We start from the raw sequence: 13,494 nt of genomic DNA on the forward strand, positions 1-13,494 counted from the left end.
TGGAGTCTCCGTAGACCAGGAGGCAAGCATGAAGGTTTCGCATATTTTTCTGGCTGTCGGCTTTGTGTTTCTATTTTCCAGCCCGTCGCTGGGCGCGCCAATGGACGAGTGGCGCTTCCGTTCCAAGTATGACAATTTCAAGGTGGTGCGCAAAGATGGTCAATATTTTATTGGCAGCTCCAGTGTCACTCTTGATCCCATAAAGGACTTCCTGCCCTTTTTTACTGCCGGCATTGAAGGTGACTGCCCTGATCTTCCAGGAAAACCCGACGTGGTGATTACCGGTAAGCGGGGGGATACAACTGTGGAACGTCGGTTTTATCTTACCGTCAAACAGGTGCAGGATGGAAAACACTGTGCTGACATGGCGGGCGAAGGCATTTACTTTCTTCCCCTTCATCGTTCCTGGTTTGTGGGTCCAGCCAGCAGTGGGATTGCCATTGGCTCAACTCTTAAGGTCACCAAAGAAGAAACGGTGTTTGTGGAGTTTAAAAAGAAGGGCGACCAATGGCTAAATCAGGATTCTGCCTTTTTTACGGATTGGATTTTCTTTAATCAGTTTATTGCGGCATTGGAAAAACATGAGATTTCAGGGCGCCTTCATCCAGCGGCCGCCCAAGATAAAAAGCAATTCGAGGTGGTGACCAATGGTAAGGCCTACGAATTCTACAAAGTCGGGAATAACCTGTGGGGCATCAAGCGTCCTGAGCGGGATTGGCTGGTTGTCTCACCCAGCTTTGTATTTCTTCTCGATATGTCCACTGACCTGTGGCGCGATCGCCACGCCGTCAGCTTAGCCACGCTTAAGGACACCACTCAGCCTCCAGAAAATCGAATTCAGGCTGTCCACCAATTAGGTGTTGCCTGGTCGCAAGCCATCAAATTGGTCTATCACACCATCATGCTCAATCCAGAAGATCATCCGCGAGTGAAAGAAGAAGTGGCTTACTCGATGAAGAAGAAGCCCACCGATGAAAATTTTGAGATCCTGGTAAAGGCCTTGGACAAGACAGAGGACATTGAGCTGTTGGCCAAGATCACTAAGATTCTCAAGATTGCCAACCGCAAGGGAACGGCTATCCAGATCACTGACTCCCAAGATGTGGTCGACAAAGCCATCCGCGACTGGAAAACCTGGTGGCGTACAAAGTAAAAAGGTTCCAGGTCCTCAACTGATATGCATGGTGGCAAATTTGATCTCAAAAATGAAATCGAATCTGCCACCATGCATATCAGTTGAGGACCTGGAACCTTTTTAGTAAGCCTGCCCAAACTCAGGGACAAGGAATTTGACCCCTTCTCGTCCTGGTTTTTCGAGGGCGCGCTTGAGCTCCTTGACGGGAGCGTCAATGCCTTCATCGGTCAGTTGGAAAGTCCCAAAGTGAATTCCCACACTCAGTTGCGACTTTAGATCCAGATGAGCCTGAATCGCCTCTTCCGGGTTGACATGCATGGCCTGCATAAACCACCTGGGTTCGTAGGCACCAATGGGCAAGAATGAAATTTGGATATTGGTAAAGCGACTCGCGATCTCGGCAAAGTGGGGCCCATAGCCTGTGTCGCCAGCAAAGTAGATTTCACCCATGGAGGCCTCGATAACAAAACCACCCCACAAACTGCGATTCTGATCCCACAGGCTGCGGCTGGAAAAATGCTGGGCCGGCACAAAATGAATTTTGCTTTGAGCCGTGTCATAGGACTGCCACCAATCCAATTCAACCACTCGATCAATTCCGAAGTTGGTCAGAGTCTTACTGTTGCCCAGGCCCACTAAGAAAAGAGGGTGGAACCTGTCATTCAGTCTTTTGAGGGTCGGAAGATCCATATGGTCGTAGTGATTGTGGCTGAGGACAACCATGTGAATCTGCGGTAAGTCCTCAAAGGTAATCCCGGGAGGTCTCACTCTTTTAGGGCCCAGCCAACTCCAAGGGCTGCAGCGATCTGACCAAATGGGGTCTGTGAGTATGTTCATTTCATCAGTCTGGATAAGGACAGTGGCATGATTAATTGCGGTAAATCGCACGTCCCCCTTTCCAACAACAGGCAGAGGGGGCGGTCCCGGCAGAGCATTCAACCACTCAGGCCAAGACGCTCGCTCTCTTTGCCACTGCCACTTAAGAAAGTCACCAAAGCTTTTGCGGTTCTTCAGCCAAGGATTGTGAAAATTCTCGCCATTATAGTGTGCTGTCATGGGACCTTCATAACCCGGATTGTAAAGGGAGGTACAGCCGGAAATGCACAGGGCGATTGCGATTAGGTTCCCAAAAGGTTCCAGGTCCTCAATTGATATGCGCGGCAACAAGTGTGACCTCAGAAATGAGATGACTCTTGTTGCTGCGCATATCAATTGAGGACCTGGAACCTTTTGGGAACCTGGCACCGATTAATCTCTCTCTTTGGTGAATTCGACCCAGCGATTGCGCCCCTGCTCCTTGGCTTCATAGAGGGCGTGATCCGCATGGCGAACCAATGTGCGGGCGTCAATGCCGTCTTCGCCACTTGTCAGCGCGTAGCCAAGACTGATGGTCAAACTGATCTGACACTTGTCCTTTTTAAAGACGTGCCCGTCCACACGCTCGCGCAGGCGTTCACAAAACGTCTTGGCCCCTTCACGATCTACTTCTGTGAGAATGACCAAAAACTCATCCCCACCGTAGCGGGCTGCCAGGTCGGTGCCGCGCACATTCTGCTCCAGAATCTTACCCATTTCTCCTAGGACATAGCTGCCAAACAGATGGTCATTCTGGTCATTGACGGTTTTAAAATGATCCATGTCAATCATGACGGCGGCGATCTGCCTCCCATAGCGGCGGGCGCGGGCCAATTCAAAGTCGATGCGCTCATACATGGTGCGCATATTATAAAGGCCAGTGAGATAATCCCGATCCACCATTTCCTGTAGCTTCTCATTGGCCTTCTTGAGCTCGACGTGGACTTCTTTGGTGCGCAGACAGTTCTTTACCCGGGCAATCAACTCTTCAAAACGAAAGGGCTTGCGGATGTAATCATCTGCACCGATCTCCAGTGCATCACAAATGGTTTTAAGATCACTGCGGCCGGAGATAAAAATCACGGAAACGTAATTCTCATTTTTCCGCAGTTGCACCAGCATATCCAAACCGGTCATATGCGGCATGTCGTGATCGGATAACACGAGATCGGGGGCAAAAGTGGAGATTTTGTCGAAGGCTTCTTGGGCCGACGAAGCACTCTCGGTCTCGAAATTTGCCTGGACCAAGGCCTCGTTCACCACCTCTAAAACTGCTGGGTCGTCCTCGACAATCAGAATTTTTTTCTTCGTCATTTTGTCCTTTGTCACAATATCAATTCTACCGACATCCGCCTCTAGTTTGCAACGCCTGCCATGACCATCCTAGGTCCAGATTGCCATCCGCTTATCAGAAAATTCCCATAAAATTCCGAATAGATAGACGTGGATCGCTATCTGTTATCGGGGTCGGTGACCCTGCTCATTTTGGAAATTGCTCTCCTGTTGGGTGACTTGGGTGTCATTCCATTTGATCCCCTTCATCTGCGACCATCAGTTGCGGTCACCGAGCAAATCGGATCTGTAATTAACGTCAATCAAAACGTCCGTCGCAAATCCCAAGGCTCTTTGATTTGGGAAAACTCTTCCCCCAAAGATCAACTCTATGCATTTGATTCCCTCCTTACTCTAAAAAACAGCTCGGCCAAGGTTTCTCTCCAAGGTGACATTCAACTCCAGCTGAACGAAAACACATTGGTGGTGCTTGAACCCATTGTGGAGGGAAAGTCAGAACATTTGCGCCTGAAATTTGCCCGAGGAACCATGCGTTCAAAAACTGGCAAACAAAATCTTAATGTGCAGGCTGGAGAGTGGAGCCTTGAGGCCAAAGCCGGATCGGAAATCAGCCTAAGGACCTTTGGTGAGGACAAAGTGGAAGTGGAGGTCACCAGCGGAGAGGTGGCCCTGAACAAGGGCATCGCCGAACCATTAGGAACTCCCCTCACTTCAGGCGAAAAACTCACTATCGATGGCAGCGAAGTCCAGGAAAAGCAAAAAGTCTCACAAGACATCACCTGGGACATGGGTAATGAATTCCACCGCCTCTACTCCCACCAATTTCCTGTTTTTCTCCAACTGCGCTGGAAGGGCGAAGCAGAAGAGTTGAGAATCATCGATAACTCGGGAGAGGAGTCTCTCCTCAAAATTCTCCCAGATCAGCGGGAAATTAGCCTACCCCTGCAGAGTGGTACCTACTTTCTCAATCTGGTAAATGGAAACTCCATTTCCAACACATTTCCGGTGAGCCTGTGGCCAGCAGAAAAACTCCATTATCTCTCCCCCCTGCCCCGTGATCGAATCAGCATGGAGTCCGAATACACTTTCTCCTGGTCCCCCTCGCAACAGGCCTCCAAGTACAGGTTACAAATTGCCCAGGATGAAAGCTTCGAGCAGGTGATTGAGGAGCAAAAGAGTCCAACCAGTCAATTGGACCTCAAACTCCCCAAATCCGGCGTGTTTTACTGGCGGGTCATTGCTGAAGATGACGAGGGTTTTCTCATTCCTCCCAGTTATGATCAGCTCTTTTACGGTGTTGAAAAGCCACTAGCTGCTCCCAAACTTCGCACACCCGAACCACGCCTTCCCGCGGGAGCAACAGATACTCAAGAGACCGCCCCAACCAAAAGTGTTCCTGCTGATGACTCTAAGTCAGATGACAACTCGGGGGAACAATCCACCCCCCTTTCCCCACAGGAAGAAGGCAACAATAGTCGCGGCGGAGATTTCTTTGGTGAGATGTCGGGGGTATTCCTGCACTTATGGCATGCGATTTTTCCTGTCGCACAGGCACAGGAAGGTTCACTGAAAAAAGACCCGGCCAAGGAAATAGCCGAAAAAGCCGCCTTAGAGGCGAAAAAAACCAAACAAGAAAAAAAGACCAAACCGTCCAGCAAAGCACGCAAGGTCAAAAAGAAAATCATGTTTAGCTGGTATCCGGTTCCTGAAGCCGATTATTACATCATCGAAATCTCGGCCGCTCCGGATTTTAAGAAACCCGTTGTTGCCGAAAAAGTCCTCAAGGAAGAATACGCCTGGACCCGCTTTGAGAAGCAAAACTACTACTGGCGGGTAGCCGCCGGACAAGAAAATGGCCGCATGGGATTGTTTAGTGAAGCGGCTCAAGTTGATCTGAGCCAAGTGGCAGATATCAGCGTCAAAGAGCTGGCCCCAGGAGTTTCTCTTGTTGCGACCCCAGCCCCCGAGCCACCGCCAAAGCCAACTCCCCCTCCGGAACCAGAGAAAAAACCAGAACCTCCGCCGGAGCCAGAGCCTCCGCCCGAGCCCGAGCCCCCACCTCCATTGCGCAAAATTGAGCAGGAGTACGCCTTTCGCTTTGTCTTTGCACCTGAGTATGTTCAATGGACGCAGAAGAACAAAGACAAGGTTGAAGGAAAACTCTCTGGCTCTTCACTGGTGACGGCCGAAGCTGAAGTGAACACTCCCCTTGAGGAGAGAGGGCGATTGGTCTTTCACCTTCACTTCAGCACATTCGATTGGGTGCCGGAAAACAAAAATGCCGTTCCTCTACAGGAAAACCTGGGTACCTGGAGTATGAGAACCCGACTTTCCCATTTTCCCGCGCGGAAAAACTGGGGCTATGGTGTGGCTCTCTACCGTAGCGGCCTGCTCAAAAGATCTGAATTGGAAGTTGTTAAGTGGGAAGAACGCTTTAGTTACGGGGGAGTTCTGTCCTACCTAAAATATCTAGGAGAACGCAGTCAGTGGGAAACCGGTCTGTGGGTCACAACCGGAGACAGTATTCTTTCCACCCAATGGACCAACCGTCTAGACTACCGCATTCCATCCTGGGGAATGACCACCATTATTGGAATTGGCCTGGATGGCATTCACGAGAGCGGATCAGGAGGCGCCGAAAATATTGGTGGCGCAGCCAGCTTGCGCATCGGCTTCGAGTGGTAGCCCACATCAGCGGAATCTAAACTTGGCCTCATAGTCACGGGACCCCACACGCTCAGAAGTGACATAAATGTCGATTTGCAGATCGTGCTCTTCGTCCCAAACCACACTGTTCTCGTCCTGACAAAACACTTTCAGCCAAGCACCCATGCGCACAACCCGCACATCACGATTATTGGAATCTCGCTTCCAGTACAAGTTTGAAAGCTGCCCTCCAATGGGGCGATGATGGGAATCATTGCATTTGGCAGCATTCCTAAGTCCTTGACTCAAAAACTGAGAGTGCTCCCCCCAGCTCCACCACAATTCGGGCCACTGTTCAGGCTGAGTGAAGTTCACCACCTGCCACTCCATCGTCAACCCATCGAAGAGGCGGTCAACGTGGTAAATGCCGTTGGCAAAAAATTGGCCGACCAACCCACCCAGCTCGTCCAATTCGGAATGACTCAATAATCCAGTTTGGTGTCCCAGCTCATGGATGAGTAAGGCAAGAATGTTGGGTGTCTCCATTGCCGGCAGACCTGCCAGATAGAGGTGGTCACGGTTAATAAAGACTGGAAGTTCAGGACGAAACCCCGTACGCGCGGAGCGAACCACTCTCTCAGGTGCCTGATCAAAAAATCTGGGCGCTGATCTTGAATCGAGAAAGATCAATTTGTAAGGAAGATCCAGGTTGTCCTTAGCCACATTGAGAATTTCCAAGAGCAAAGCCTTTTGATCCCGAGATAGCTGACACTGAGGCAGTATCAAACAGCTTCTCAACAATTGCGGCAGAGTTCTGTACACCTGATGAAAGCGCACCTCAACCACGCCACCACCGTTGCCGATGATGTCCCCGCCAATCAACATTTGCCAAACACGCGGATCATCGACCTCGTCAATGGGTAACTCTCCAGCGAGCAGGAGTTCAACCTGGTTTTTGATGTCAAGGTCATCGGATGCCGCCACAGTGGCAGTCGTGAAAACAACACTCAATCCAAAAGCCAATAGCAACTTGTATGGCCCCAACTTCCTCATTGCGAACTCCCCTTCAACTCCCTAGAAGCACTCAAACCAAACAGTTGAATATTGAGTTGGTAGATATTGTCACTTTTCTCACTGTGAAACTGGCTATTGAAGGATTCCAAAAAGTCCTTCAATACCGCCTGGGCCTCCTTCATCCGATTGACGTCCAAACGAAGGGTCAGACCGGACAGCATTCTCTCTGCCATACTCTGTTCTTCGATGGATTCCAGCGCCCTCTGTAACATTCCCGCATGGTGGCGGCGAATGGCGACACTGGGGCTCTCATTGCCCCCGCGCCATGGCTGACTGGAAAGACAAAGTTGCCCCTTCTCATTTCTGGTAACAATTTGACATTCTTCCAAGACTTTTAAGGCGTAATTGATTTGCGCACAGGTCACCTTGCCCCTGAGTCTTTTTTGGATCCACTCCGGGTCTTCACGAAAGCCCGGCGCTGCAATCAGGTGTTTGACGGCAATAAAGTACCAATCGGCGACGACTTTAAACTCTTCCAGGCTTAAGCGCCTCGCCGACTTGTGGGCAGAAAAGCTCTGCAGTTTTTCCAACAAACGCTCGGGATCTCGGCCACTCTTCTGAGCCTTTTCCAGCTGAACCAGAGTTTCAAAAAAATCTTTTTCGGCAGAGGTCATCTTGAGATCATGGGCTAAGGCTTGTACCATTTCTGAGGAAGGCTGTCTCTGACCCGTCAAGACCATGGTGAGACTACTGGCTGATCTGTAGCCCAATCGCTGCGCCCACTTGCTGAGGTTGTTCGATTGATGACTGTAAGAACCGCCCGGAAGACCGGCTGCTTTTAGAAAGTCCCGGTAGTCGGAAAAATCAAAAATGGACAGCCGGGATTTTCGCTCCCCCTTGTCCTTTGAATTCCCCCTTGCGGGCTTTTCTTTGCCGACGACTTCCGATTCCACTTAAATCCTCAATCAACTTAATTTAAAAATCAAAAAGGGAGTCCCCGTGGGTGTAACGGGGTCTCCCAAATAACGACCAATTACTGACAAGCAGGAATGGTAAAAGTTTTTTCAAACAAAGGGCGGTACATTCTGGAACGATCCAAGTCATCGGAGTCACGTCCACCAGCTACACGGCGATAGACTTCAATCTCATAAGAAAGAGGAATGGTGTATTCAATATCTTCATAGCGAATGCAGTCTTCGTTATCGCGACGGTTGCGATACTCAACACATACGGTGCGAGTACCGGAAATCGGACGATAAACATATTTTTCCATTTCCTCTTCACAGTAACGCTCATCACCGCGGTCGCGCCACACAGCACACTCGGTCATTTTACGAATAGAGCGAAGGTTATCACCCTCAACGCAGACACTGGATGCTCTCATGTACCAGCTCTCCAAGCGCAGTTGAGGCAATTCAAAGATCACACGGTGATCTTTCTGTAACACCTCCCAAGAAGCATCCTTGTCTGGAAGACGAGCTGCCTGAGCATTTAAAGATCCAATTCCTACCAAAAGGGCCACCAAAGCCATCAATGTTTTCATGCTAATTCCTCCTCGAATTAATTTTTAAAACCAAGAGCTCTTGAAAAGAGGTTTCCCACCGACCCGGCATTTGTTTCAACGGAGTTTCACAACTTATCAAGAAAAGGTTTCACAATCTGTGACCTATCACCTCGCCCCGACATTTCTGTCGGCGCACCAAGCTATCACCATATTCAGCATGAAATTTAAGGATTTATTTCTTCCGACTAAAACACCACAGAGGCCATTAATGCTCAATAACTAGGCATATCAAAACTCAACAACGATATCTTCCTCGCCCGACTTTTTGTTGGTGATCCACAAAACCTTGGGCCGCCTTTTTCCGAGAGGAGGTCCGATTGCCGAGCCATCCCCGCAAATCCGAATCCTCCGCCGTCGCGCATGGGCGTATCCGAGGCGCAGCAGCGAAGGTGATGCGACCCGAAGACGCGCCTGCGGCCGAAAGGCGCGTGAGGATTTGCGGAGGATGGTCGGCAAAGGACCGACTTCCGCGAAAAAGGATTTTGTGGATCTACATGAACAACAAAATCTATTTTCCGAGTATTCCCCGCGCGATCAACTCCTTCATCACCTCATTGGCCCCACCATAGATGCGCTGAACGCGGGCATCGACGTATTGGCGGGAGATGGGGTATTCAGTCATGTAGCCGTAACCACCAAACAGCTGCAGACAGCGGTCAGCCACTGAGCTTTGGGTGTCAGTGATCCAATATTTGGCCATGCTCACTTCCTGAATCAATGTCTCCCCAACCATGTGGCGAGGAATCAAATCATCAAGAAAAGAATAGGCCAACTGCACCTGAGTCGCACATTCGGCAAGGGTGAAGCGGGTGTTTTGCTGAGCAGCCAAGGGTTTACCAAAAGCCTCTCTTTCCAAAACATAGTCGCGGGTCATTTGCACACAGCTGTCGGCCGCTGCAGCCGCGCCAATGGCCAGCACCAGGCGCTCCTGTTGAAGGTTTTCCATCAAATAGCGCCAGCCCTCCCCCTCTTGGCCGAGCAGGTTCTCTTTGGGAATTTCGCAGTCCTCAAAGGACAACTCAGAAGTGTCTTGGGCATGAAAACCAATTTTTTCCAGGTTCCGTCCGCGCTGAAAACCCGGGCGATCGGCCTCAACGACAAAGAGACTGATTCCTCGATGGGGCTTCCCCAGCTCGGAACTGGTGCGGGCGGAAACAATATAGAGATCTGCTATCTGTCCATTGCTGATAAAGGTTTTGGCCCCATTGAGGACATACTTGTCCTCTTTGAGCTCCGCCTTCATCCGTTGGGCGGCCAAATCCGAACCAGCATCCGGCTCGGTCATGGCAAGGGCCAACACATGCTCACCACTGATGCAACCAGGTGCCCACTTGGCCATTTGCTCCTCATTGGCAAAGTTCTCCAAGTAAGGAAAAACAATATCGCTGTGAAGCGGGAAGAAGACCCCCGGAAAAGAATGAAAGTAAAGCTCCTCGGCCACAATTGCCGCATACCGAAAGTCAGCCCCTGCCCCGCCATACTTTTCGTCCGCCGTGGGACACAGAAAGCCCTGGGCGCCCGCCTGCAGGTAAATCTCGCGGGGGACATGACCCTGCTTTTCCCAAGACTCATAATGAGGGGCAATCTCCTCTTTTATGAATTTGCGGAAGGTATCGCGAAAAAACTCGTGCTCCTCTTCATACAAGCGGCGCTTCATGAAAACTCTTTCTGCTGCGAATGGAATCAGGCAGCTTAAAGGTATCGCCATACTGTTTGGCCAGGCGGTCACACTCGGCAACAAACTGGCTGACCCCCATGGCATCGATGTAACTGAAAATCCCCCCGGTATAGGGAGCGAACCCCCATCCTAAAATGGATCCCACATCTCCTGCCGTGGCCGAACTGATCACGCCCCTGTCCCACACCCGTGCTGCTTCCACGGCTTGGGCTAACAACAAGCGGGTCTTGACCTCTTCCACCGAAGGCTGCTCCGCCAAGGGCTTAAAGTGCTCCGTCAAACCTGGCCACAGTGACTTTTTGCCATCCTTTGGATAATCATAAAATCCACCTCCCGACTTGCGACCCAATCTTTTCAGCTGAGTCACTAATAGCTCGGCAATAGACGTGGCCTCGGGCGCAAAGTCTGCCCCTGTGTCTTTAATCGTAGCCTGTGAGATATGATAGACCAAATCCAGGCTCACCTCGTCCGCCACCGCCAGCGGGCCCACCGGCATCCCGGCCATCCTGCCGGCATTTTCAATCAATGCGGGAGAAACCCCCTCTTTGAGCAAACAGCAGCCTTGATTCACATAACTCTTAAACACCCGGCTGGTGTAAAAGGCTCGGCCATCATTAACAATGATCGGCGTCTTTTTAAACTGGCGGGAAATATCAAAACACCGAGCAATGGCTTCATCTGAGGACTTCTCCCCACGGATGATTTCCACCAAGGGCATTTTATCCACGGGAGAGAAAAAGTGAAGCCCTGCGAACCTCTCGGGACGACCACAGTACTCTGCCAGACTGGTGATGGGTAAGGTTGAGGTGTTGGAAAAAATAAAAGCGTCTTTAGGTAACACCCGATCAACAGCACCTATCACTTCTTCTTTGATCTTGCGATCCTCGATGACGGCTTCTACCACCATTTCACATTCGGCAAATAGCTCGTACTGATCGACCGGATGGATAAATGCCAATACCTTTTGCACGTCGGCCTCGGTCATCTGTCCGCGCTCAACACGTTTCTGCAAAACTTTTTGGGTATAGGCTTTGCCCTTTTCAGCGGCCGCCATATTGACGTCCTTAATGTAAACTTTGATACCGGCCATGGCTGCCGCATAGGCAATTCCCGCCCCCATCATGCCACCGCCAAGCACGCCCATGCATTGGGTCTTGTGGGGCTCGGCGCCCTTTGGTCTTTCCATTCCACCATTGAGAGCGTTGATTCCCAAAAACAAGGTGCGCACTGTATTGGCGGCTTCCGGAGTGCGCAGACAGAATTCAAAGTATCGCTCCTCAACTTTGAGAGCAGGATCAATCGGTAGCTGGAGGCCCTCATAAACGGCGCTCATCACCGCTTCCACGGCTGGGTAATTGCCGTAGGTTTTCTTCCGCAAGTGAGCGTTGCCGGCAGTGAAAGTCATGTACACGGCAGGAGTTAGGACTCCCCCACCGGGAATCTTAAACTTCTTATCCCCCCAGGGCTGAAGGATCTCCGGATTCTTTTCAATAAAGGCTTCGGCCATTTGCAGAAGCTGTTCTGGGGTATCGGCCAATGCATCCACCAAACCAGCTTCGAGAGCCTTTTTGGGAACCATTGTTTTACCTTCTGCCAAAAGGGACATGGCTTTGATGATGCCAATCATGCGCGGCAGACGCTGGGTGCCCCCGGCTCCAGGAATCAATCCCAATTGTACCTCTGGAAGACCAATCCGAATTTTGTCGTTATTGAGGGCCACGCGATGATTACAGGCCAGACACAGCTCATAGCCACCACCTAGGGCCGAACCCCCAATCGCCGCCACCACGGGTCGGGGCCACTTCTCCAACTGGCGAAAGGCGAGGTTGAGATCTCTCACTAAAGGCATGTTCCTCTTTACGTCTGACAATGGAACCAGGGCCTTTAAGTCAGCCCCAGCAAGAAAGTCCTTGCGCGGACTGACAAAAATCGCGCCCTTGATTTGGCTGTCTGAGGTCAGTTGTGACACTACTTTTTTGAAGGACTCCACCGAGTCCTTGTTCCACACATTGACCGGTTGATCTTTGAGTTCCATCGTGAGAATGGCAATTTTTTTGTTATTTACTTCTAAGCTAAACATGACTTCACCCCGTTAAATTCGCTCAATGATAGTGGCAATTCCCATACCGCCGCCGATACAAAGAGTGGCCAGGCCTCTCTTGCCTCCGGTGCGCTCCAATTCATCCAAAAGAGTCTCCAGGATAATAGCTCCGCTCGCCCCAAGTGGGTGACCAAGGGCAATCGCTCCGCCATTGACGTTGACTTTGTCGTGGGGAACATCCAGCTCTTTCATAAAATTCATCACAACTGAAGCAAAGGCCTCGTTCACTTCAAACAAATCAATGTCCGATATTTTAAGCCCTGCTCGATCCAAAACCTTTCTGGTTACCGGAACCGGGCCTGTCAGCATAATTGTGGGATCAGCAGCCGTGATAGCAAAAGCCTTGATCAGGGCGCGAGGTTTAAGTCCTAGCTTCTCTCCATATTCCCGGTCACCGATTAAGACGGCAGCTGCTCCATCAACGATACCGCTGGAGTTTCCGGCCGTGTGCACGTGATCAATCATTTCCACCTGAGGGTACTTTTGGATGGCGACATAATCGAAGGCACCTTCCTCACCCATCTGGGCAAAAGCAGGTTTGAGTTGGCCCAAGCCTTCAAGTGTGGTGTCGGCTCTCATGTGCTCATCGTAATCCAGAACTACGTTGCCATTGAGATCTTCAAAAGGAACCATGGACTTGGCGAATCGCTTTTCCTCTTGGGCCCGCACGGCCCGTTTTTGCGAAGTCAGTGCAAACTGGTCAACGTCATCTCGGGTGAAGCCCTGAAGGGTGGCGATGAGATCAGCCGAAATCCCTTGGGGAACAAAGTGAGTTTTGACAGCTAAATGAGGGTCAGCTGCCCAGGCTCCGCCGTCGGAACCAATCGCCACATGAGACATGGACTCCACCCCCCCGGCAACAATGAGCTTTTCAAAGCCAGCCATCACCCGGGCGGCGGCTTGGTTGACAGCCTCCAAGCCAGATCCACAGAAGCGATTGACCGTCACCCCACAAACCGTTTCGGGAAGGCCTGCGTCCATGGCGGCCGACTTGGCCACATTCGCACCCTGGTCACCAATGGCGGTCACACAACCCAAGATCACGTCTTCGATCTCTTCCCCAGATAAATTGTTGCGTTTTAATAAAGTCTTAAGAGTCCACGCAGACAGCTCCACCGGGCGAACCGTGCTGAGGGAGCCCCCCGCCCTGCCTCTGCCCCGTGGGGTTCGGACACCGTCAAAAATACAGGCAAATTCACTCATTGCTC

Annotated in this window: 10 protein-coding genes; 2 read left to right on the forward strand and 8 right to left on the reverse strand. The window is 51.0% G+C overall.

Translation table 11 applies throughout. The annotated features are described in order from the left end of the window. The first annotated feature begins 28 nt into the window (after positions 1 to 28). Entirely contained in the window at positions 29 to 1,153 is a 1,125-nt protein-coding gene (locus tag H6624_07435) for a hypothetical protein (GenBank protein MCB9084161.1), read from the forward strand. Positions 1,154 to 1,255: 102 nt separating this feature from the next. Here the strand turns inward: H6624_07435 and H6624_07440 are convergent, their stop codons facing one another. Together H6624_07440 and H6624_07445 are read right to left on the reverse strand one after the other, a co-directional pair. After that, positions 1,256 to 2,191, reverse strand: a complete 936-nt coding sequence (locus H6624_07440; protein ID MCB9084162.1) for an MBL fold metallo-hydrolase — start codon at positions 2,189 to 2,191, stop codon at positions 1,256 to 1,258. 192 nt (positions 2,192 to 2,383) lie between these two features. Further along, positions 2,384 to 3,304, reverse strand: coding sequence for a diguanylate cyclase (locus tag H6624_07445; protein MCB9084163.1), 921 nt, complete (start codon positions 3,302 to 3,304; stop codon positions 2,384 to 2,386). Positions 3,305 to 3,433: 129 nt separating this feature from the next. On the opposite strand from H6624_07445, the gene H6624_07450 reads away from it, so the two are divergent. Then, positions 3,434 to 5,968 carry a hypothetical protein gene (locus tag H6624_07450; GenBank protein MCB9084164.1) on the forward strand — a complete coding sequence of 845 codons (2,535 nt, stop codon included), beginning with the start codon at positions 3,434 to 3,436 and terminating at the stop codon, positions 5,966 to 5,968. Between the two features lie 6 nt (positions 5,969 to 5,974). Here H6624_07450 and H6624_07455 read toward each other — a convergent pair whose 3' ends face one another. The 6 genes from H6624_07455 to H6624_07480 all read right to left on the reverse strand — a co-directional run bounded on the left by H6624_07455 (position 5,975) and on the right by H6624_07480 (position 13,489). Further along, positions 5,975 to 6,982 carry a hypothetical protein gene (locus tag H6624_07455; GenBank protein ID MCB9084165.1) on the reverse strand — a complete coding sequence of 336 codons (1,008 nt, stop codon included), beginning with the start codon at positions 6,980 to 6,982 and terminating at the stop codon, positions 5,975 to 5,977. Then, positions 6,979 to 7,896, reverse strand: coding sequence for a TIGR02147 family protein (locus H6624_07460; protein MCB9084166.1), 918 nt, complete (start codon positions 7,894 to 7,896; stop codon positions 6,979 to 6,981). Before H6624_07460 ends, H6624_07455 begins: the two co-directional genes overlap by 4 nt. 80 nt (positions 7,897 to 7,976) lie before the next feature. Further along, positions 7,977 to 8,486, reverse strand: a complete 510-nt coding sequence (locus H6624_07465; GenBank protein ID MCB9084167.1) for a hypothetical protein — start codon at positions 8,484 to 8,486, stop codon at positions 7,977 to 7,979. A gap of 529 nt (positions 8,487 to 9,015) precedes the next feature. Beyond that, positions 9,016 to 10,164, reverse strand: coding sequence for an acyl-CoA dehydrogenase family protein (locus H6624_07470; protein MCB9084168.1), 1,149 nt, complete (start codon positions 10,162 to 10,164; stop codon positions 9,016 to 9,018). After that, positions 10,145 to 12,265, reverse strand: coding sequence for an enoyl-CoA hydratase/isomerase family protein (locus tag H6624_07475; protein ID MCB9084169.1), 2,121 nt, complete (start codon positions 12,263 to 12,265; stop codon positions 10,145 to 10,147). The genes H6624_07470 and H6624_07475 overlap by 20 nt, the downstream gene beginning before the upstream one ends. A gap of 12 nt (positions 12,266 to 12,277) precedes the next feature. Continuing rightward, the gene (locus H6624_07480; protein MCB9084170.1) at positions 12,278 to 13,489 is read right to left on the reverse strand and encodes an acetyl-CoA C-acetyltransferase; all 1,212 of its coding nucleotides are present in this window, start codon (positions 13,487 to 13,489) and stop codon (positions 12,278 to 12,280) included. Between the last annotated feature and the right edge of the window lie 5 nt (positions 13,490 to 13,494).

Source organism: Pseudobdellovibrionaceae bacterium (assembly GCA_020635075.1).
Lineage (GTDB): Bacteria > Bdellovibrionota > Bdellovibrionia > Bdellovibrionales > UBA1609 > JADZEO01.